A 21,442-nucleotide genomic window follows, 5' to 3' on the forward strand; every position below is an offset into this window, starting at 1 on the left:
ACTCCATTCTATCTAAAATCACGATGCCAAAATGTAAAGCGAGGACGCCGACGAACCAATGTAGTTCGCACAAGCTGCCTCGCTTTATACATAAACTTTCTATCCTACGTTGAAGTAACGAGCTTCCTTATGAGCAAATACGATCGCTGAAACCGATGCTTCCGGCTCCATCATGAACGACTCCGTTAGCTCTACGCCAATATCCTCTGGCTTCAGCAGGTTGAACAATTTCGCTTGATCCTCGAGATTCGGACATGCCGGGTAACCGAAGGAGAACCGTTGTCCGACATATTTGGCCCCAAATCTCTCCTGCATTGTCATATCTACACGATCGGCTATCCCCCATACATCTCGCATGATGTGATGAATCCGCTCGGCAAATCCTTCAGCCATTTCCAGTGCCGTGGCTTGAAGGGCATGGGATTTCAAATAATCCCCTTTATCCCGCCATTCTTTAGCCAATTCATTAATATCATGCCCTGCCGTAACAAGTAAGAAACCAACGTAATCCATTTGCCCGCTTTCTACTGACTTCAGGTAGTCGGATAAGCAAAGATAAGGTTCTTTATCCTGACGCGGGAAAGTGAAGGTTTCAAGCACTTTACTTTGATCCTGCGGGTCATACACGATGACATCGTTACCGCTGGATTGTGCTGGGAAGAAACGGTACATCCCGTGGGCTTTGATAATCCCATCATGCTGTGCTGCATATAGAATTGAATCCACGGTATCCTTCAGCTGAAGGGCTTTCGTATCTTTATCGCTAAGCAGTTGCTCTACTTTACCTTTCAAACCAAGATGATGTCCAAGCAGCATCTGCATGTTGACATAAGGCATTAGATGACTAATCGGGTAATCCCTCATGATATGGCGCTCTGTATCCTGCGGCACTTGCACAGGAAGATCCTTGGATACAGCAGACGAACTCACACGTGTGAGCTGCGGCAGTTTTTCTTCCTTCTTACCGGTATCCATCACGTCGGACTCCAAGCTCTCTCTCAGCTCTTGAATGAGACGTTGGCGTTGTTCAGGGTCACTCAGTCGGTTAGCAATATCCAGCCCATCCATCGCGTCCTTTGCATAAAGAACAACACCTTCATATTCAGGCTGAATACGCGTTTTGGTAAATTTACGTGTTAGAGCAGCACCGCCAACCAGAATCGGTACATCAACACCTGCCGTACGTAAATCTTGGGCTGTGATAACCATTTGTTGAGCCGATTTCACAAGCAATCCAGATAAACCAATCGCGTCCGGCAGCTCTCTTCGATAGGCTTCAATGATTTGCTCCGGCGGTACTTTAATCCCAAGATTAATGATCTTATAACCATTGTTCGAAAGGATAATTTCGACCAGATTTTTACCGATATCGTGTACATCACCTTTAACGGTTGCTAGAATAATTTTCCCCTTAACCGCTGTTTCGGATTTCTCCATGAATGGTTCCAAGTAATTAACTGAAGCCTTCATGACTTCCGCACTTTGTAAAACCTCAGCCACAATCAGTTCATTCCCATTAAAGAGGCGTCCAACTTCCTCCATCCCCTTCATGAGCGGCCCGTTGATGACTTCAAGCGGCGAATAAGTCTGTAAAGCAATTTCCAAATCAGGGATCAACCCTTCTTTAGTCCCTTCCACGACATAAGAGCCAAGTCTTTCTTCCAGAGTCAGATTCGAAATCTTCTCTTTCTTCTCCACTTTTTTCTCACGGAAATGGGCAACGAATTGCGCCAGAGTCTCATCATTCGTATTATAAATAAGTTCTTCAGCTAATTGACGTTCGGTATCCGGGATAGAAGCATAACGCTCCAGTTTTTCTGTATTTACAATGGCATAATCTAGGCCTGCCTTCGTACAATGGTACAGATAGACGGAATTCAGCACTTCACGCCCAGCATCCGGTAAACCGAAAGAGATATTACTTAAGCCAAGAATCGTCTTAGCAGCAGGATATTTAGCTTTAATCAGCTTGATACCCTCAATCGTCTCTACGGCGGAACCGATATACTGCGGATCTCCAGAGCCAACTGGGAACATATTAGGATCAAAAATAATATCCTCAGGATTCATGCCATACTTCTGTGTCAAAAGCTCGTAAGACCGCGTCGCGACTTCGATCTTCGCTTCACGCGAAACCGCTTGGCCTCGTTCATCAATGAGAATACAAACAACGGCAGCCCCGTAACGTTTGATTAACGGTAAAATCCCTTCGAACTTCGTTTCACCATCCTCCAAGTTAATGGAGTTGATGATCGCCTTTCCCTGGGAGTACTTAAGTCCAAGCTCAATGATGTGATCATATGTCGAGTCAATCATTAACGGAACTTTGACTTTCTTCACAACCTGCTGCATGAACTCTTCAACGGCATAAGCCTCATCAATGTCTGTATCCTGCAGGTTAATATCAATAACGTGAGCGCCGTTCTTAACTTGATTACGTGCAATCTCAGAGCCCTCTTCAAACTTCCCTTCTTTAATCAGGCGTTTGAATTTTCGTGAACCTGAAATATTGGTCCGTTCGCCAACCATGATAGGACGATTTTCAGGCTCAATAAATAACGTTTCAATTCCTGAGACAGCAGGTAAATGCGTACCATATTGCGTTCTTGGCTTATACTGAGAAAGTGTCTCCGCCATTGCACGAATGTGATCCGGCGTTGTCCCACAGCACCCACCAGCAATATTGAGCCAGCCTTGCTCAGCAAATCCAGCCATCTTTTTAGCCAAAGATTCAGGAGACTCGTGGTAATGTCCATTCTCATCCGGCAAACCGGCATTCGGATAACAACTAATTGCTGTTCCAGCAATATCAGACAATGTTCGGATATGATCCCTCATAAATTCAGGACCTGTAGCACAGTTCAACCCCATCGAAATAGGCTTCAAATGTTCCAAAGAGATATAGAAGGATTCAATATTTTGCCCGGCTAATGTTGTACCCATCGGTTCAATCGTTCCCGAGATCATAATCGGAAGTTCAACACCCAATGTTTCATATGCTCTGCGAATCCCGATACTACCAGCTTTTACGTTCAGAGTGTCTTGGGAAGTTTCCAAAAGGAGTGCATCCACGCCCGCTTCAACAAGAGCTAACGCTTGCTCATAATAGCTCTCCTCGAGCCCAGCGAATGTTACTCCACCAGTTACCGACAATGTCTTGGTCGTAGGACCCATGGCTCCGATAACATAACGAGGCCACTCCGGTGTCGAATATTTATTCGCCGCTTCGATTGCCAGTTTGGCTGCCGCAAGATTTAATTCGCGATGACGGTCTTGCAAATCATACTCCGCTAGTACCACGCTCGTGGTCCCGAATGTATTTGTTTCTATCATATCAGCGCCCGCGGCGAAGTAAGCTTCATGAATTTTGCGAATAACATCCGGTCGTGTAACACAAAGAATTTCATTACATCCGTCCAAATCATCGCTCCCGAAATCTTCAGCTGTTAAGTTCTCTTGCTGAATCATTGTACCCATGGCACCATCTAGGATCATGATCTTCTTTTTAAGCTGCTCTTGTATCGGTGTTTTGATCATTGCATGACTCCCTTTCAACTTATCCTAAAGCTATAGATAATAAAAAAAACGACAAATTATGTTATGCTTTAGTGTAACAGAATCCGGCTTCTATGAAAAGAATTTGAATTATCATTATTACCTATAGGTTTTATCGGAAATTCTTATGTTCAACCATCGACAGCTAACTGTATTTCCACTATAATTCAAAGGAGAGACTTTGATCGTAAGTCAAAGATCCCAATATTATATTTACTTAGAAAGAGGGATGCACCGTGGCACAAATTAGAATTCGCAATACGAATGAACGTATTGAAGGCGAAGCGCAGGTCAAAGCCTTCTTGGATAGTCAAAATGTTGTTTATGAACACTGGGATGCTAGCAAGCTTCCGGAAACACTGCGTGAGAAATTCATTCTAAGTGATGAAGAGAAAGCTGCAATTATTAGTACTTATGAAGAAGAAATTCGTGATTTGGCTGCTAGACGCGGTTATGAAATTTGGGATGTTATCGCGCTTTCCGATTCAACGCCTAACATCGAAGAGCTCCTGAAGAAATTCGAACAAGTACACACACATACGGAAGATGAAATTCGTGCGATCGTTTCTGGACGAGGAATTTTCATTATCAAATCCGAAAGCGAAGTTGGCTATTTTGACGTTGAACTTGAACCAGGCGATGTGATCTCAGTTCCTGAGAACACGAACCATTTCTTCACACTTATGGATAATCGTGAAATCGTAGCAGTTCGTCTCTTCATCGAAAAAGACGGCTGGGTTGCTTATAACATTGATGATCCCGAATTTACTAAAGCCTAATTTTTTATTATGCGAACAAAAACCCAACAGTGCTGGACTTAACGTCCTAAGCAGCCGTTGGGTTTTTGTTTCTTTCATATTATCCGTTCGCAATAATCGGTAAAACATCTTGAAGACGGGAAACCTCATACACAGGAACGATCTCATCTCCACCTTGAAGCCCATGATGATTAATCCAAATATTGCGCATACCTACACTGCCAGAACCAAGGATATCGGTTGTCAATTTATCTCCGATCATGATTCCTTCCTCAGCTTCTATCCCAAGTAGTCCCAGAGCATGGTTGAAAATGGATGCCGCTGGCTTACCTACACCAAATTCACCGGAGATCACAATATGATCAAAGTAGTGTGCGATATTTGGGACACCTGCTAATTTTTCCTTTTGCAAATCGGGTGAACCATTCGTTAACAACAACAATTGATAGCTGCCTTTCAAAGCGTCCAACACTCGGAACGTTTCCTCATATACGTAAGGACGGCGTCGGCGTTCTGCTGGAAATAGTTCTCCAAGCTTATACCCGAGCTCACGATCCTCGATCCCCAACGCCGCAAGTCCTCTTGTCCAAGACTCCGTACGATATCCTGGCGCTAGTTTCTCAAGCTTACGAAAGTTCTCATTCTCACCTTGTGTGAAATTTGCCCATAAGCCTTCGAAGGGATTAATACCAATCATTTTCGTAAATGCAAAAGTTTCAAAAGATTCATATAAAGAACGTGCTTCTTTACGAACAGAAGCTTCCAATTCTTCAGGATTCACGGTTGCGTGCTTTGCAGCTTCAGCACATGTCGCTTCGAAAGCTTCCTGCACGCTGCGATCATCCCACAGAAGCGTATCATCTAAATCAAAAAGTACGGCTTTCAACGTCATCATTCATTTCCCCTTTTGAATGTTGTATCTATATGAGCAGCGATTACTCTTCGTCCGTAAACTTGATGGAATCAAGTTGAACTTTAAGATTGCCACGGAATGCTTCTATATACTTCTTTCTGAGTTCATTGCGTTCATCGATTTCCGCATCAGTTAAGCCAACTGTTTTCGCTTTACGAGCAAGCTCGTTAATACGTTCGATATTCTGTTCCATGTTGTCACTCATAATGATCCTCCCAGTCAAAAATTCAATATGAGTACTACTTTGCCATCCCTATTAAGGAATGTCAAGAGACAACAAAAAGAGGCATAGGAACATGTCCAAGCCTCATCATATTTAGAGTCTATTAAAAATAGCATAGTGAAATTATGGAAGCAATAAAACCTGTCCTTCTTTCAGGGAGCTGGTGGTTAAATGATTGATTGTCTTTAATTTATACATGTACGAACGAACGTTCTCACCACTTTTTTTATGAGTGGAAGCAATATCCCAGAGTGTGTCTCCTCGTTGAATAACGACTTGATCTTGTACGACAGCTTTCGGAGTAATGTTAATAGGTTTCACGGAAACTGGAGTTGTTGCGTTTGCAGCCCCATCCCCTGCATAGGCTTGAACCATAGCACCAAATGAAAACACAGTACCAAGAATAACTGCTAATAGAATGAAGCGAACAATCGCTTTAGTGTAACTAGAATTAAATGTCATCCCTTTGGATGTGCTAGCAGATCTATGAGGTGCGTGTGTTGTGTTAGTGTTTGAATAAGCCATATACATGAGTAATCATCTCCCAAACATTTGTTCTGGTATTAGAATAACACGAACACATGTTTGAGTCAACCATTTTCTCGAACTTATGTTTGTACGAACTCGGGTTCTATGTTATACTTTGGGTAATGATTCCCAGTATTGGAGTGATAACTATTGAGTAAGATTTCGCAGCGTCAACAAGCTATATTGGAATTCATTAAGAATGAAGTGAAAGATAAGGGGTACCCGCCTTCCGTTAGAGAAATCGGCGAGGCTGTTGGACTAGCTTCTAGTTCTACTGTACACGGTCATTTGGAGCGTCTTGAGAAGAAAGGTATGATTCGTCGAGATCCTACAAAACCTCGTGCTATTGAAATTCTAGGCCTTGACGGTGCTGAAACGCATTTCGCGGTTTCAGTAGCTCGCGTACCTCTCGTTGGTAAAGTAACTGCAGGTGTTCCTATTACAGCAACAGAGAACATCGAAGACTACTTCCCTCTTCCTGTCAGCATGGTAGGAGATAATAATGTGTTCATGCTTAGCGTCATGGGTGACAGTATGATCGAAGCTGGTATTCATAATGGCGATTATGTCATCGTAAAGCAGCAGCAAACCGCTAATAACGGAGACATTGTTGTTGCAATGACGGAAGATGATGAAGCAACGGTGAAACGCTTTTACAAGGAAAAAGATCATATTCGTCTTCAACCGGAGAACTCTGCATTGCAGCCTATCCTCTTGAAACATGTTACGATACTAGGCCGTGTCATTGGTTTGTTCCGGGATATGTAACAGCCCTACAGCCCTTATTCTACTACAATACCAATGAGAAAGAACCGAGAGGACAATAGTCCCCTCGGTTCTTTTCGATGTAAACAGTTTTTAAATTACATGGAGCGATGGAGCAAATTGAGAAACTTAAAAGATAGTGGGGCAACCGATCCAAATATAGATATTCAAAGTTAATGAAATGGGCTTTAATTCTGTCATAGCCAAAAAGGTTGTACTGTGGATTCAGATAAGAGTCTCTAGAGACTGCTATTACGTGATAAAGTTTGCATTTTGCGGAAATAGAAGCTTCTAGAGACTTCTATTCGGTAATATTTGGCCTTATTTGATTCCACTTTAAGGAATAGGAGTCATTAAAGACTTCTATTCTTAATATTTCCACACTTTTGGACAAATTAGCGGTCTCTAGGGACTTCTATTTTCTATTTTCTATTTTCTATCTTCTTTCCTCTAGCTTCTATCCTCTATCTTCCATTTTCCTTCTGCCATCTTCATCTGCTATCTTCACTTTATCCACTGATAAACCCAGAAGTACTTCTATTCTTGAAATTAAGCTAAATTCCCCCTAATTTATCAACTAAAATGCAATCGCCCAATTTCCACGACGGAAAATAGGTTCAATGGTGCCATCACCAAGGACACCATCGATCTCAAGATCAGCCGTCCCGATCATGAAATCCACATGAATCAAACTGGCGTTCCCACCTCGAGCTTTCAGCTCTTCACTTGAAAAAGATACGCCATCCTGCAAATTGATCGGGTAGCAGCTGCCTAAGGCCAGATGGCAGGATGCATTTTCATCGATGCCCGTATTGTAGAAAATGCGGTCAAGATTAGAGATCGGCGAGTCAAAAGGTACAAGAGCAACTTCTCCCAAATACCGTGCACCCTCATCCATATCTAGCAACCTAGCTAGATGCTCATAGCCGACTTCCGCCTGATAATCCACAACTTTCCCGTCCTCGAACTTGAACGAAAACCGATCCACGAGCGCACCATTCACATTTAATGGCTTGGTGCTCGACACAGTCCCATTAACACCTGTTCGCTTAGGCATCGTGAAAACTTCCTCGGTCGGCATATTCGCTACGAATCGTATTCCACTTGCGTTCTCCGTATCTCCGCCAAGCCAAATGTGGCCCTCCGGCAGTTCAACTCGCAAATCTGTTCCTGCCGCTCGATATTGAAGCGCTTCATATTGCTTCCCATTCAAAACGCTGCGAACGCGCTTCAATTGATCCATATGAACTCGCCAAGCCGCTACCGGATCATCTTCATAAACACGATTTATCCGGAAAATTGCTTCCCACATCGCATCGATCCGCTGTTCTTCAGGCAAATCTGCATACACTTTGGATGCCCACGCCACCGTAGGCGCTTTGATTAAGCACCAACTGAACTTGCTTGTTCTCACATATTGCTGATACTTTGCTCTAGCTTTAGCCATAGCTTTGGATGCCCTAGAAATCATGCTCGCATCAATACCCGCGTACAAATCAGGATCCGGGACTTTGATATTCAGTAAAGCTCCACCGTTTTCTACAAAGCGTTCTAACATATTCGTATACCACTCTGGGTAATAATCTAGAGCTTCATCATGGGCATGTTCGAATCTACTGCGAGTAATCACATCATCCTGCCAATGCACTTGGACAAAATTCGCCCCTGCCTCATAGGCTTTCTTTACAATAAGTCTAGTCAATTCTAGGGATTCTATCGGCGACTCTATCATCAGATCCTGACCTTTGTGGAGGTTAACCCCTACTTTGATTACAAGTTCAGCATACTTTTCCAAATTCATTTGAAAGTTGTCCATCATTCTCATGTTCTCCTTCGCGTGAAAAAGCCCATCAGTTCAGAAACATTCCTGAAGGCTGACGGGCTTTTCGTATCTAATTGTTGCATCAAAATCAAATTCAACTTGCTAAGTGATTAATAAAGGGATAGATATTGATCTCTTTCCCATTGGTGAACTTGTGTTCTATACATATCCCACTCGATTTCTTTAAGTTCATAGAAATGAGCCAAAGCATGTTCGCCAAGTGTATCGCAAATCACATCATTGCGAAGCAGCTCGTCCAACGCTTGTTTCAAGTTCAATGGCAAAGTAGGAATGCCATCGCTCTCTCTTTCCTCTTCAGTCATCACATAGATGTTACGATCAGTAGGAGGAGGAAGCTGCATTTTGTTCTTAATGCCATCCAGTCCGGCAGCAAGCATAACAGCAAGAGCCAAGTAAGGATTAGCAGCCGGATCCGGGTTACGAACTTCAACGCGAGTGCTTAAACCGCGGGATGCTGGAATACGGATCATTGGACTACGGTTACTTGCCGACCAAGCTACATATACAGGCGCTTCATAACCAGGCACAAGGCGTTTGTAAGAGTTAACAGTAGGGTTCGTAATCGCAGCAAAAGAACGTGCATGACGAAGTACACCCGCCATATAATGTCTAGCCACATTACTTAAACCTAATTTATCGTTCTCTTCATAAAAAGCATTTACATCACCTTTGAATAACGATTGGTGACAGTGCATACCAGAACCGTTCATACCGAACAAAGGTTTAGGCATAAAGGTCGCATGCAGACCATGCTGTCTAGCAACGGTTTTGACAACGAGCTTGAAGGTTTGAATTTGGTCAGCCGCTTTAATCGCATCTGCGTATTTAAAGTCGATTTCATGTTGACCTGGCGCTACTTCGTGGTGGGATGCTTCAATTTCGAAGCCCATCTCTTCAAGCGTCAACACGATATCGCGGCGACAGTTTTCGCCCAAATCCATCGGAGCCAAATCGAAATAACCACCTTGGTCATTCAGTTCCGTTGTTGGATTGCCTTTTTCATCCGTTTTGAACAAGAAAAATTCTGGTTCCGGACCTACGTTCATAGCCGTAAAGCCCATCTCTTCGGCTTGTTTCAACGCATTTTTCAAGATAGCACGCGGATCTCCTGCGAATGGTTTGCCATCTGGCATATAAATATCGCAGATTAAACGTGCTACTTTGCTTTCGGTTACCCAAGGGAAAATAACCCATGTATCCAAATCAGGATACAGATACATATCAGACTCTTCAATACGTACATAACCCTCAATGGAAGAACCATCGAACATCATCTTATTGTCGAGAGCTTTTTCTAGTTGGCTATAAGGAATTTCTACGTTCTTGATGCTTCCCATCAAGTCCGTAAATTGCAAACGAATGAACCGAACATTTTCTTCTTTGGCAATGCGTATGATATCTTCTTTGGAATAGTTGTTATTGTAGCTCACGTGTGCATTCTCCTCTCAATTTACAAGCGATTAAGAAATGCTATTTATAAAATCTGGAAAGCTGACCTTGAATCAGAGAAACCTGATCAGGGCGTTTACCTCCGCCAATCAACTGCTGCTTAAGCATTTTGTGCAGTTGGGAATCGGTTAATTCTTTACGCTTAACTTCTGTGTGTTCGTTCAAAATCGTTGCATCTTCTGAATCTTTATCGACAGGGATAAGTACCTGCTTGATCCCAGCGATGTTCACACCTTTTTCAATTAAATCTTTAATTTCAAGAAGTCGTTCTACATCATTAAACGAATACAGACGTTGATTACCAGCCGTTCTAGCTGGAATAATAAGTTCATGCTGCTCATAATAACGAATTTGTCTTGCGGTTAAATCGGTCAGCTTCATGACGATCCCGATCGGGAATAACGCCATATTTCTACGTATCTCATCACTCATGCTAATCACTCCTGGTCAGTAAATACCTCAGTCTTATTGTACCTTTGTAACAAGAATGTGTCAAGGAGTGTCAGGTTTGTTCACAGTCTTAATTTTTCACAACAATCCCTTGTCTTCCATATGTTGGATTGCTGTTAGTACCCCTAACTTACAGTGTGAGTAGGTGAGACCGCCCTGTAAATACGCGATGTAAGGCTCACGAATCGGCGCATCTGCGGACAGCTCCAGACTGCCGCCTTGGATGAATGTCCCGGCCGCCATAATGACGGGATGCTCATAGCCGGGCATATCCCACGGCTCCGGCACAACGTGCGAATCCACGGCAGCCGCCTTCTGGATGCCCTGCACGAACGTGATCAAGTGATCCGCCGACGTGAAGCGGATCGCTTGGATCAGATCCGTGCGCGGCGTTTGCCATCGCGGATGGCTCTCGAAGCCCAGCTCTTCGAACACCGCGGCGGCGAAGACCGAGCCCTTGACAGCTTGCCCCACCAAGTGAGGGGCAAGGAAAAGCCCTTGAAACATCGCTCGTGTGGCGCCGAGCATGGCACCAACTTCGCCCCCAATACCGGGGGCGGTCAGTCTGTAAGCGGCGAGCTCCACAAGGTCGCGCCGGCCGGCAATGTAGCCTCCGGATGGGGCGATACCGCCGCCGGGGTTCTTGATGAGTGAGCCGGCCATGAGATCGACGCCAACCTGCGTCGGCTCCTGCAGCTCGGTGAACTCGCCGTAGCAATTATCGACGAAGACGATCAGGTCCGGGTTCACTTCTTTGACAAATCGGACCATTTCTCCGATTTGCTCCACCGTGAACGAAGGCCGCCAAGAGTAGCCGCGCGAACGCTGTATGCCGATCACCTTCGTGTTCGGCTGAATGGCAGCCGCGATGGCCGACCAGTCCGGCGCTCCATCCTCCGTCAGCGCAACCTCGTTGTACGCGATACCAAAGTCCTGCAGCGATCCCATACCATCGCCAGGCTTACCAATGACCTTATGCAACGTATCATAAGGCTTACCCGTTATGTAAAGTAGATGTTCGCCTGGTCGCAGAACACCGAACAAAGCTGTGCCTATCGTGTGCGTACCTGAGACAAAGTGCGGGCGTACAAGTGCTGCTTCGGCTCCCATCGCATCCGCATAGACAAGATCGAGCACCTCTCTGCCACGATCATTGTAGCCATAGCCTGTCGAAGAAGCAAAGTGATAATCGCTTACCTTATGTTTTTGGAAAGCGCTAATCACTTTCCATTGATTAAGATCAATCGTTTTCTCAATCTGGCGAAAAGCGCTCTCTATTTGGCGTTCAGCGCTCTCCATTAATGCCATAACTTTATCCCCGAATTGCATAATTAGTAAATCTCTCCCTCACTATCTTGAGCCTCTTGCTGAGCATGTTGATCATATGCCACCAATTGATAGGCCAATTTGACGTAATCATCCTTGTTCACACGGACCTTGAACAGCATATCTTCTCCGTCCACATCCGTCTCTAGGACATCGCCAATTCGGTACATAAGGGAAATGATGTCTCCCTTGTCAGCTGGAATACGAAACTCTTTGCTCTCACCCATCAGCTTCTCTTGAATGGCAATTCGCAGTCGTTCCAGATCATCAGGGTTGTACGCACTGATTTTCAGAAACTCACCTTCAGTCGAAAGCATTTCCATATCATCTTGCGAGCAAAGATCTATTTTATTGAAAACGGTCAGCTGTTCTTTTTGATGCGCGCCTAGCTCTTCTAAAACCTCAGCGACAACGCGCATTTGCTCATTTCTCATATCTGTTGAACTATCTACGACATGAAGGATCAAATCGGCCTCATTGGCCTCTTCCAGCGTAGCACGGAACGATGCAACAAGATCATGAGGCAGATTCTGAATGAAGCCAACTGTATCTGTTAGAACGATCTCTTTGCCGCTTGGCAATTCCATCGTCCGCGATGTTGGATCCAGCGTTGCAAACAACTGATTCTCAATATAGACGTCCGCTTGTGTCAATTGTTTCAATAATGTTGATTTCCCTGCATTCGTGTAACCAACAAGGGCAACTTGAAACACACCGGTCTTCTTACGGCGTTCACGATGCAAAGTCCGATGACGAACAACCTCTTCTAACTGCGCCTTCAGCTCGTCAATACGGCCGCGAATGTGCCGGCGATCGGTCTCCAGCTTCGATTCCCCGGGGCCTCTCGTCCCGATACCGCCGCCAAGACGCGACAAATTCTTACCTTGTCCCGATAGCCTTGGTAGCAGGTAGCTAAGCTGCGCCAGCTCAACCTGAATAATCCCTTCACGTGTTTTGGCACGCTGAGCAAAAATATCCAGAATCAACTGGGTGCGGTCAATAATTTTTACATCTAAGGCAGCTTCCAGATTACGGACTTGAGCACCCGATAGCTCTTGATCGAAAATAGCCGTATTCCCGCCAAGTTCCTCTAAACGAATTTTTAGCTCTTCAACTTTCCCTTTACCAATAAACCATTTGGAATCCTTTGTTTCTTTGTTCTGTGTCATCGTCTCCAAAACAAGTACACCTGCTGTCTCCGCTAACTTGACCAACTCTTGCAGCGAGTATTCCGCTAATAATTCATTTTTCTTCTGCTTCTGAGTGACTAGACTAACAAGCACCGCGCGGTCATCGATTTCTTTCTCAACCATATGTGAAGTTGTTTTCATAAGTTTGTCTCCTTTACGCTGCATTCAAACGAGCGAAATAGCCCCCATGTGGGCGTATTCCTTCATCATTGTGTAGGAAATGCTTGGGAAAGTCAATTTGCAGGTGCGGAAAATTCGATTATAACGGTGTTCACATCTGAAGACACAAAAATACCGAAAGACCATAGGCCTCTCGGTAGCTTTCCACCTATTTTAAGTAAATAAACTTTGCCCTAAATATGAACCCTTAGATGGAACACCCGGCAGCACAGCGAAATAGCCTCCACCCGTTGTGTCCGTATAGGAAAGCATTTTGTCAGGTAATTTCGGATTCGTCAATCTTTTCTGGATGGATTCAAACTGCGTTTGGATATTCCGATTGAAACAAACGAATAACAGACCAGCATTGATTCGGCCAACGTTATCGAGGTTATCCATGAAATTATACCCGCGGCGCAAAATGCGTTCACGCTCTGAATTCTCTCCCGTACGCGGATTTGAAAGGCGGATATGAGAATCGAGTGCTGTAACCTCCCCTTTGCTATCGTCAGCGAAATTAGGCTTGTCGAATTCTCCATGTCCATCCATCGGTGCTCCGGATACCTTCTGACGTCCAATAATCTCTTCTTGGTCCGAAAAAGGTTGTTGATCCCATGTTTCAATTCGCATATGAATACGGCGAACAACCATGTAAGTGCCTCCAGCAAACCAAGATGCACCGTCTCCCGCTTCGACCCAAACATTATTCTTCATAAATTGTTCATCTTGCAAGTCTGGATTAGCCGTACCATCCTTGAAGCCGAACAAGTTCCGCTTCGTCCCTTGGGACTTCACGCCCAACTGTCCGGTCTGCTGCCAGCGCAAATGAGCGACACCACGAGCAGCTTTGGAAAAGTTACGAATCGCATGGAAACAAACGATCGGGTCATCTGCACATGCCTGAATGACAATATCTCCATGTGTTAATTGATCCTGCAGCGAATCTTTATGGAAGATTGGCATTTCCGTGAGACCAGCAGGTTTACGAGAACGAAGGCCGAATCGATCAACACCATCTTTTTCGAACAAAGACGCACCAACAGCGAAGGTAATCGTTAATTTACCCGTATCGAGGCCCATTTGCTCCCCTGTATCCAACGGTGGGAATTTACCCTCCTGAGGCTCAGCCGCAAGAGGCTTGCCTTCCATGAGAGACGCTGCCATCTCGGTCCATAGCTGCAAAAGCTCCTTTAGCTCCTTCACATCCTGCGTGGTCACATCAAATGCAGCCACATTCGCAAAGTTCTGGGCCGGAGTCACAACACCGGTTTGATGAGCACCATAAAATGAGATGGTCTCATTCGCTGCGCTTGCGGTTGCAGTACCTAGTTGTTTGTTCGAAGCGGTAGGTATCACTTTCTGTGCCTTCCCAAGCAGATCCCCGATGACAACGCCTGCCGCACCTGCCGCAGTCATTCCTAAGAAAGCACGGCGATTCATTTTATCCCCCATACCGTTGTTCTCCTTTCCATTCCCTTATTTACTTAACGTTCCTGGCATTTTCACTAACGGCTCAGCGAATGCCTCCAGTTTATTTTTCAAATCGATTTGTTTGGCTTGTTCTATTTTGCTGAAATCATTCCAAGCAGCACCAACTGGTGAAAGTGTATTCATAGTTTCGATAACCGTAGCTAAGCTTTTGCTTATTTTCTCATCTAGCGCCGCGTCTTTCTTCTTCAGCTCACCTTTAACGAGATCATAGATAGCTTGCGCGCCTTCAACGTTAGCACGAATAACAGGTATAGTGGCGCCACTCCAGCGCTCTTCTTCACCAGTGATTTTCTTGGATTGCGCTTCTTCCATCAATTCCCCAACACCAGCGATAAAATCAGAAGGCTCAATGGTAGTGGATGCAATTGCTTGCTGCATTTTCTTGCCGTCTTCTAGTAAACGTGAAGAAAATGCTTCAGCTTCCTTCACATTCTTTTTAACAAACAACAAATACTCTATACGATGATATCCCGTGAACTCAGGATCCTTTTCATTCTTAAAATCATCCACACGAGCATCCATGACACCATCCAGCTCGCTAAAAGCCTCAATAATAGGCTCAATTCTCTCATAAGGCATCCGTGATTGTCCATAGGATTCTTGTGCCTTTTTCAGATCACCGCTCTTTACAGCAGCATCCAGCTGTTCGAGTCCAGCGACTAATTGTTTCCCTTGTTCTTGAACATATTTATTATAAGCTATAGCAGCCTCTTTCAGCTCTTTGGATGCCGTGATGACATCTTTATTAACTGCACCTTTATTATCAGCGAGGGAGGTGCTGAGCTCCGTAATTGCTGCTTTCAAATTATTATTGAGTGCAGTTAATGTCGCATAATCCAGCTTGTCTTGTTTCAATCCTGCTTCTAATGGAGTCAGAAATTTCTCTACTTTAAAATACAGTTCTGGAAATTTCGGTTTTACTTCATCTTCGAAGCTAGCCCACTGATTCTCAAGTAGGGTGGATTGCTTCTGCGGATCTTTAACCTTATTTGTGTCCAGTTGACCCTTCAACTGATCAAGACTTGTAAGAAGCGCTGCTGAGCCTTCTTTGACGGGTACTTTGGTTACTTCCGTTGTTTCTGTTTTACCGCAGCCTGCGAGTACAAGTGTTGTTGCAGCTGCTAAAATGAGTAGTTGTTGACGTTTGTTCATGGGATAGTTCCTCCACTTTTCTCTAGTTTATGATTTAGATAATGCCATATTTCTCATTTGAATCGTTTTACGACGGTCCCAGATGACTGCGAACAACGCGGATATCAGGAGAATAAATTGCGGTATAGCACTCTCTAACGTTGGATACAGTGCGATAAAGTCCCAGCTTGGCAGCCAAGAAGCTGTCGTTGCTGGCAAATAACCTGCCAATTGAAGCCCGTGCACACCCATACCCGCAAATTTAAAGCAAAGATAAAATACGAAAAAGCTTGAAACTAGAAAGAATGGACGCATTGGAATGCGCAAGCCAATTTTTAAAATTAAGAAGGCTACAATAAGCAGGATGACAACACCAATCCCAATGCCTCCAACAAGAGAGCTTAAGGAAATCGAAGACGCCATACCGATCATGAAAAGGACCGTTTCTGTGCCTTCACGGAAAACAGCAAGAAAAGCAAGCAAACTAAGAGAAACTAGGCTTCCGGTAGCCAAAGCTTTTACACTCTGATCCCGTATGTACTTCTGCCAATTAGAGACACTTGACTTGCTGTGCAGCCAGTAGCTCATATATAGCAGCATGACAGCGGCAAAAATCCCTGTACATCCAGCAATTAAGAAGTTGTTGTTCCCGAATGCACTTGTGGAAAACAACTGTTGAACGACAATACCAAGCGCCATACTAACGACCAAGCCTCCGAGTACGCCATACCAAATCCATTGTTTCTTATCACCATGTCCTGATTTATTCAGGAAACCTAGTAAGGCAATGACGACTAACAAAGCTTCCAGACCTTCGCGGAGCAAAATAGTCGTCGCATCCAGCATGGTGTAGCTTGTTTTGGCCGCTAACGGCTGCAAATCAGTGTGCATTCGCGCAATTGTTGCGGAAGCCTCACTAGCTTGAACAGGAACAGCAGACAGCTGTGCGTAAGCAGTAACCATGTCTCTTTCCATCGAAGTGTAGACAGTTGAGGATTGTGTAAGCACAATACCTTCGATTTGCAACCAGGAATTTCTAAGCTTTTGGATACTTGCGGAAGCACCTTCGATATCATTCTGCTTCATTTGATCCGCCGCTTTGTCCAGCAACTCAACCAATGAACTCACAGTAATATCCCCACTACCCTGAACCACTTTACCGAAAGCATCCAGGTTGCCATCTATAAAACTTTTGTTCAAATTGTGAAGACTATTCAATCCCGCAACCAATTTCTGCGAATCAATTGGCTGCTTGAGCGTTTGGAAGGAGACTTCACCCATCGCTTGCTCAATCTTCTGGTAAGCTGCCAATGAGCGCTCTTTAATGCCACTTTCATAGGACAACCAATTTATTTGAAACGTTTCGAATAATTGGGAGGCATCCTCCAACTTTCCGCTTTCTGCAGCTTGAATAGCGCGAACGATACCTTCATCAGCCTTGGCCAGATCATCCTCCGCCTTAGCACCTACTGTTAAAGGAACAGATAGCAGCATTAGCAGTGCTATCCAACTCACTAAAATGAATTTACGCATGAATCACGACTCCCTATAGAAAAATAAAACCCAAATTCAACCAAGTTAATATTGATAATCATTATCAGTTAATTTATTACTCTGTCTATTTTACTCGGTTCAAGCAATCTGTCAATTGTTTTATTCAAGAAAAAAAAGCCATTTAACTTAAATAAGTTAAATAGCTTTATAAATTTCATTTAAATTTCATATCTTCTGGTCTTATTGACATCAATTCTAATTTGGAAGGTGCGTTTACATATTGACTGAGCAGCCTCACCGCTTGATGCCGCATCGCTTTCTCCAGAATGTTACGAACATACCTCGCATTACTAAATGCACGCCATGTGGCGGCTTTCTCATCCGTTAAATGCTGCTTTAGCTTCACGATTGTTTGAGGAAGAAGAACATACTCTCTGTCCTTAGCCATGAGCTCAGTAATCTGAATCAATTGTTCAATCGGATAGTCCTCGAAATCAATTTGAATGGGAAATCTTGAAGGAAGTCCCGGATTCGTAGCCAGAAATTGCTCCATTTCGTCGCTATACCCTGCTAAAATAAGGATGAACTCATTCTTCTTATCCTCCATACCTTTGACCAGCGCATCAATGGATTCTTTGCCGAAATCCTTATCTCCTCCACGTGCCAGACTATAAGCTTCATCAATAAAAAGGATGCCGCCCATCGCCTTTTTCATCAACTCACGAGTCTTAAGAGCAGTATGTCCAATGTATTCTCCTACCAAATCTGCACGTTCAACCTCAATAAAATGACCCTTACTCAGAACACCCATGGCATGAAACATACGGCCCATCAGTCTAGCCACTGTCGTTTTACCAGTTCCGGGACTTCCTTTGAAAATCATATGGTACACGTGCGCATTGCTGAGCAGGCCGGCTTCTGCGCGAAATTGCGAAATTTGTAAGAGCGCATAGATTTCATGCACCAGCTCTTTGACATTATCAAGGCCGATCAGTTGATTAAGCTCTTTGAAAACATCCGAAAGCGGACCCTCGAGAGGCGTCTTCTTTCCTGTGAGCTGCGGCTCGGCATCGGCTAGCGGCGAAGCGTGAGTCTGGCTGCCTACTCCATCAACGGCTCGCCTATGCATGCCAGGCTCTGGCTGCCGTAAGACGATGTTGATCTGTCTGGATGGCAAGCTTCGACCACTCATGAGGATCACCTCGTTTACAGGATGGTTTGATGGTTCGTATCAATCCATCCTACGCTCGTTTGATGCATTTTAGACCGCGACAGCCGTTAATGATACTTTTGTGACAGCGTATAATGCTCGACCACTGGAAATGGGTCATAGAAATGATGCAGCAGCTTTCGCCATTCTTGATACTCTTTTGAGCCACGGAAGCCAACGGTGTGATCCTCCAGTGTTTCCCAGTGAACGAGCAGCAAATACTTGTTGCTATCCTCGATACACGTTTGCAACTCATGTGAAATGTAACCTTTCATCGATGAAATAATGGATGATGCTTGGCGAAACGCCGCTTCGAACTCCGCTTTTTTTCCTGCAATTACAGGAAGTATGGCTACTTCTAGAATCATGGATAATTCCTCCAATTGATATCGTATTTTAGAAACCGAATGCTTCCTCTTGAAAATGGGACGTATCTCCGTGAAGTCGGATATGTGGTTCGTTATCAATCATTTCGACAAGACTTAAGCATGTAGGGTGAAAATACGGCGGGTTCCACAAGTCTGCTAAAGCTCTTCGCTCGAAGAAAGCCATGATGATTTTCAATGTGACTGTGTGTGAAATCAAGCCAATTGTTTTTCCTGCATGTTCCTCTAACAGCTTCACAATTGCAGGTATGACGCGGGCCTGTAAATCAGCATAGGACTCACTTTTCGTTGGTCTATATAGATCAGGTGCATTCCAAAATGCATGGAAGTTGTCAGGATCCAAATCTGCAATCTCTGCCGAAATCCGCCCCTCCCAAGCACCTAGATTCATTTCTTTCCACTCATCCGAGGTATGTATCGCCAATTCACGCGAGCCTTTCACGATATTCGCCGTTTGCAAAGTTCGACCGCTGCTGCTCGCATATAGAACATCAAAGTGAACATTCTTCAAAGCATTTGACAACCAAGAGGCTTGCTGCTCCCCTAAAGTTGAAAGTGGTGAATCCAAGTGACCTTGCATTCGGCGCTCCACATTCCACGTCGTTTCCCCATGTCGGATTAAATAAAGCTTTGTCATCGGCAGATTCCCCTCCTTGCCTTAATTTAACAACATTAATGCCACAAAAGACTCCAAATCCAGCGCACCAAAGTAACGCTGCAATTCTACACCTGACAGTCGTTCTCGTACAGCAGACTCCTCATACCGCGAACCACGCAGCGTTTCCTCCAGCTCTGCTACATCGCTAGCTCCGAAGAAGTCTCCATATATTTTTAAATCATGAATATGACCTTCTTCAATATCTAAACGCACATCTATTGTACCGACGCCTTCGAAGCGTTTGGAGTTTTGCACGGTACTTTTGGGCGATTTTCCGTAGTTCCAGTCCCAGTTCTGATAGCGTTCTTCAGATAGTTCGTGAATACGGTCCCAGTCCTCCACAGAAAGCCTGTACATGGGAACTTCCGACTCCTCGGCATTGAAAATAGAAGCAAGCAGTTTAATTCGGAATTCCTCCATCGTAATAGGCTCGCTCAGGAACTCTACGATGTTAGCAACCCGACTTCGAATCGATTTAATTCCCTTGGACTGAATCTTATCAAGATTAACCTTAAGGGCAGATACAACATTTTCGATCTCTGAATCGAAGAGTAGTGTTCCGTGACTGAACATCCGGCCTTTGGTTGCAAATTGTGCATTGCCCGAAATTTTACGCTCACCGACTTGGATATCATTGCGGCCCGTTAAAGCCGCTTCAACACCAAGCTTACGCAGTGCTTCAACAACGGGTTCAGTAAACTTTTGAAAATTGTGAAAAGAGTTCCCGTCATCTCGGGTAATGAAGCTGAAATTCAGATTGCCCAAATCATGATAAACGGCTCCGCCCCCTGATAATCTCCGAACCACATGCAGGTTATTCTCTTTGACATATTCGGGATTGATTTCTTCGAGTGTATTTTGATTTTTGCCAATAATAATGGACGGTTCGTTGATGTAAAAAAGTAAGTAACTCTCATCATTAGGGAGCTGCCTTAGGGCATATTCCTCAATGGCTAAATTAATCCGGGGATCTGTGATTCCTTCGTTATCGATAAATAGCATAGTCATGCTCCTTCATTTATGATCATATCTCTGTCGTCATGGTGCGATTTAAGGTAAACATCCCTAAGGATTTATAGAAGGCTATAGCACGCTCATTAAATTCCCATACGTTTAATTCTAGTGAAGCAGCTGAACGCTCCCTTGCCCAGGCAACAGAAGCTTCATATAATTTTGTACCAATGCCCTGACGCAGAAAGTCCGGTGAGACGGCCAGTTCATTTAAATACGCATAGGTTCGAGGAACTAGCGCTTCATAGGTAGGAGATTTCTTCATCTCCAGCATAGCTACTCCAACGACCACCCCCTCTTTCTCCGCGACTAAAATCACTTTGTTCTGTTGGTCTGAGAAGCTTCGGTACCAACCCATAGCAACAACGTGATCTAACCTGGCAAAACGCTCCGGCAACGCATCCGCATGCTCCTCTTGCCCTACTCGAATGATAGCATTCACAGTTTCGTAATCTTCTAATTGTGCGGTACGAATGATGAGTTCCAAGAAAATCCACCTCCTATTGTTTCATAGCTTACATCAAAGGATGATATTTTTCCACTTTGGCGGAGCGCGTTGGAGGGGGGTAAGGGTGTTTGGGTTTCGAGAATAAAGTTGAGGAAATCGATGTTGCTGAGTTGTAGTATCGAGCAGCTTTAAGGATGTTTTTCATCGTTAAAGTCGGAATATATGAGCTGCCTGGTGGGTTAGCGATGTTTTTCATCGTTAAAGTAGTTGATTGCGGGGGGCGAGCGAGGAATGAGCAACTTTAAGGATGTTTTTACATCGTTAAAGTCGGAATATATGAGCTGCCTGGTGGGTTAGCGATGTTTTTCATCGTTAAAGTAGTAGCTTGCGGGGGACGAGTGAGGAATGAGCAACTTTAAGGATGTTTTACATCGTTAAAGTCGGAATATATGAG

Annotated in this window: 19 protein-coding genes; 2 read left to right on the forward strand and 17 right to left on the reverse strand. The window is 44.4% G+C overall.

The features are described 5' to 3' along the window. Window positions 1-99: 99 nt before the first annotated feature. The gene (gene metH / locus GC102_RS09350) at window positions 100-3,537 is read right to left on the reverse strand and encodes a methionine synthase (RefSeq protein WP_171689256.1); all 3,438 of its coding nucleotides are present in this window, start codon (window positions 3,535-3,537) and stop codon (window positions 100-102) included. Between the two features lie 254 nt (window positions 3,538-3,791). Here metH and mtnD point away from each other — a divergent pair, with 254 nt between their 5' ends. Further along, a complete protein-coding gene (gene mtnD / locus GC102_RS09355) occupies window positions 3,792-4,334 on the forward strand; it encodes an acireductone dioxygenase (protein ID WP_171689257.1) in 543 nt (180 codons plus the stop codon). A 79-nt stretch (window positions 4,335-4,413) separates the two neighbouring features. Here mtnD and GC102_RS09360 read toward each other — a convergent pair whose 3' ends face one another. From GC102_RS09360 to GC102_RS09370, 3 genes are all read right to left on the reverse strand, one after another. Next, complete coding sequence (locus GC102_RS09360) at window positions 4,414-5,205, reverse strand: HAD family hydrolase (protein ID WP_171689281.1); 792 nt, start codon at window positions 5,203-5,205, stop codon at window positions 4,414-4,416. A 43-nt stretch (window positions 5,206-5,248) separates the two neighbouring features. Continuing rightward, on the reverse strand, window positions 5,249-5,431 hold the full coding sequence (locus GC102_RS09365) for a DUF896 domain-containing protein (RefSeq protein ID WP_047677001.1): 183 nt from the start codon (window positions 5,429-5,431) through the stop codon (window positions 5,249-5,251). A gap of 141 nt (window positions 5,432-5,572) precedes the next feature. After that, complete coding sequence (locus GC102_RS09370) at window positions 5,573-5,980, reverse strand: LysM peptidoglycan-binding domain-containing protein (RefSeq protein WP_171689258.1); 408 nt, start codon at window positions 5,978-5,980, stop codon at window positions 5,573-5,575. Window positions 5,981-6,127: 147 nt separating this feature from the next. Here GC102_RS09370 and lexA point away from each other — a divergent pair, with 147 nt between their 5' ends. Continuing rightward, window positions 6,128-6,745: a transcriptional repressor LexA gene (gene lexA / locus GC102_RS09375; RefSeq protein WP_047676998.1), complete on the forward strand. Its 618-nt coding sequence runs from the start codon at window positions 6,128-6,130 to the stop codon at window positions 6,743-6,745. A gap of 574 nt (window positions 6,746-7,319) precedes the next feature. Here lexA and GC102_RS09380 read toward each other — a convergent pair. The 13 genes from GC102_RS09380 to GC102_RS09440 all read right to left on the reverse strand — a co-directional run bounded on the left by GC102_RS09380 (window position 7,320) and on the right by GC102_RS09440 (window position 21,027). After that, the gene (locus GC102_RS09380; RefSeq protein ID WP_171689282.1) at window positions 7,320-8,558 is read right to left on the reverse strand and encodes an aminopeptidase; all 1,239 of its coding nucleotides are present in this window, start codon (window positions 8,556-8,558) and stop codon (window positions 7,320-7,322) included. A gap of 116 nt (window positions 8,559-8,674) precedes the next feature. Beyond that, window positions 8,675-10,015: a type I glutamate--ammonia ligase gene (gene glnA / locus GC102_RS09385; RefSeq protein ID WP_171689259.1), complete on the reverse strand. Its 1,341-nt coding sequence runs from the start codon at window positions 10,013-10,015 to the stop codon at window positions 8,675-8,677. A 40-nt stretch (window positions 10,016-10,055) separates the two neighbouring features. Continuing rightward, the gene (locus tag GC102_RS09390) at window positions 10,056-10,466 is read right to left on the reverse strand and encodes a MerR family transcriptional regulator (RefSeq protein ID WP_047676992.1); all 411 of its coding nucleotides are present in this window, start codon (window positions 10,464-10,466) and stop codon (window positions 10,056-10,058) included. 96 nt (window positions 10,467-10,562) lie between these two features. Continuing rightward, complete coding sequence (locus GC102_RS09395) at window positions 10,563-11,783, reverse strand: methionine gamma-lyase family protein (protein WP_376769356.1); 1,221 nt, start codon at window positions 11,781-11,783, stop codon at window positions 10,563-10,565. 32 nt (window positions 11,784-11,815) lie between these two features. Then, the gene (gene hflX / locus GC102_RS09400) at window positions 11,816-13,141 is read right to left on the reverse strand and encodes a GTPase HflX (protein ID WP_171689261.1); all 1,326 of its coding nucleotides are present in this window, start codon (window positions 13,139-13,141) and stop codon (window positions 11,816-11,818) included. A 192-nt stretch (window positions 13,142-13,333) separates the two neighbouring features. Next, complete coding sequence (gene efeB / locus GC102_RS09405) at window positions 13,334-14,611, reverse strand: iron uptake transporter deferrochelatase/peroxidase subunit (protein ID WP_171689262.1); 1,278 nt, start codon at window positions 14,609-14,611, stop codon at window positions 13,334-13,336. A 24-nt stretch (window positions 14,612-14,635) separates the two neighbouring features. After that, a complete protein-coding gene (locus GC102_RS09410; protein ID WP_171689263.1) occupies window positions 14,636-15,802 on the reverse strand; it encodes an EfeM/EfeO family lipoprotein in 1,167 nt (388 codons plus the stop codon). Window positions 15,803-15,829: 27 nt separating this feature from the next. After that, on the reverse strand, window positions 15,830-17,314 hold the full coding sequence (locus tag GC102_RS09415) for an FTR1 family iron permease (protein WP_171689264.1): 1,485 nt from the start codon (window positions 17,312-17,314) through the stop codon (window positions 15,830-15,832). Window positions 17,315-17,489: 175 nt separating this feature from the next. Further along, entirely contained in the window at window positions 17,490-18,467 is a 978-nt protein-coding gene (locus GC102_RS09420; protein WP_171649282.1) for an AAA family ATPase, read from the reverse strand. An 86-nt stretch (window positions 18,468-18,553) separates the two neighbouring features. Beyond that, a complete protein-coding gene (locus tag GC102_RS09425; RefSeq protein WP_171689265.1) occupies window positions 18,554-18,853 on the reverse strand; it encodes an antibiotic biosynthesis monooxygenase family protein in 300 nt (99 codons plus the stop codon). A gap of 28 nt (window positions 18,854-18,881) precedes the next feature. Continuing rightward, on the reverse strand, window positions 18,882-19,508 hold the full coding sequence (locus tag GC102_RS09430; protein ID WP_171689266.1) for a histidine phosphatase family protein: 627 nt from the start codon (window positions 19,506-19,508) through the stop codon (window positions 18,882-18,884). 21 nt (window positions 19,509-19,529) lie between these two features. Next, window positions 19,530-20,531 (reverse strand): lipoate--protein ligase, encoded by a 1,002-nt coding sequence (gene lplA / locus GC102_RS09435; protein WP_171689267.1) that lies wholly within the window; start codon window positions 20,529-20,531, stop codon window positions 19,530-19,532. A gap of 22 nt (window positions 20,532-20,553) precedes the next feature. Further along, window positions 20,554-21,027, reverse strand: coding sequence for a GNAT family N-acetyltransferase (locus tag GC102_RS09440; protein WP_171689268.1), 474 nt, complete (start codon window positions 21,025-21,027; stop codon window positions 20,554-20,556). Window positions 21,028-21,442 lie beyond the last annotated feature (415 nt).

It is taken from the genome of Paenibacillus germinis (assembly GCF_013141785.1).
Classification (GTDB): domain Bacteria; phylum Bacillota; class Bacilli; order Paenibacillales; family NBRC-103111; genus Paenibacillus_E; species Paenibacillus_E phytorum.

Coding starts and splice junctions, on each gene's coding strand:
- hflX (WP_171689261.1), bottom strand. CDS start 13,141: ATGAAAACAACTTCACATATGGTTGAGAAAGAAATCGATGACCGCGCG.
- GC102_RS09380 (WP_171689282.1), bottom strand. CDS start 8,558: ATGGACAACTTTCAAATGAATTTGGAAAAGTATGCTGAACTTGTAATC.
- GC102_RS09395 (WP_376769356.1), bottom strand. CDS start 11,783: ATGGAGAGCGCTGAACGCCAAATAGAGAGCGCTTTTCGCCAGATTGAG.
- GC102_RS09390 (WP_047676992.1), bottom strand. CDS start 10,466: ATGAGTGATGAGATACGTAGAAATATGGCGTTATTCCCGATCGGGATC.
- GC102_RS09410 (WP_171689263.1), bottom strand. CDS start 15,802: ATGAACAAACGTCAACAACTACTCATTTTAGCAGCTGCAACAACACTT.
- GC102_RS09420 (WP_171649282.1), bottom strand. CDS start 18,467: ATGAGTGGTCGAAGCTTGCCATCCAGACAGATCAACATCGTCTTACGG.
- efeB (WP_171689262.1), bottom strand. CDS start 14,611: ATGGGGGATAAAATGAATCGCCGTGCTTTCTTAGGAATGACTGCGGCA.
- GC102_RS09415 (WP_171689264.1), bottom strand. CDS start 17,314: ATGCGTAAATTCATTTTAGTGAGTTGGATAGCACTGCTAATGCTGCTA.
- metH (WP_171689256.1), bottom strand. CDS start 3,537: ATGATCAAAACACCGATACAAGAGCAGCTTAAAAAGAAGATCATGATC.
- lplA (WP_171689267.1), bottom strand. CDS start 20,531: ATGCTATTTATCGATAACGAAGGAATCACAGATCCCCGGATTAATTTA.
- GC102_RS09370 (WP_171689258.1), bottom strand. CDS start 5,980: ATGTATATGGCTTATTCAAACACTAACACAACACACGCACCTCATAGA.
- GC102_RS09425 (WP_171689265.1), bottom strand. CDS start 18,853: ATGATTCTAGAAGTAGCCATACTTCCTGTAATTGCAGGAAAAAAAGCG.
- GC102_RS09430 (WP_171689266.1), bottom strand. CDS start 19,508: ATGACAAAGCTTTATTTAATCCGACATGGGGAAACGACGTGGAATGTG.
- GC102_RS09365 (WP_047677001.1), bottom strand. CDS start 5,431: ATGAGTGACAACATGGAACAGAATATCGAACGTATTAACGAGCTTGCT.
- GC102_RS09360 (WP_171689281.1), bottom strand. CDS start 5,205: ATGACGTTGAAAGCCGTACTTTTTGATTTAGATGATACGCTTCTGTGG.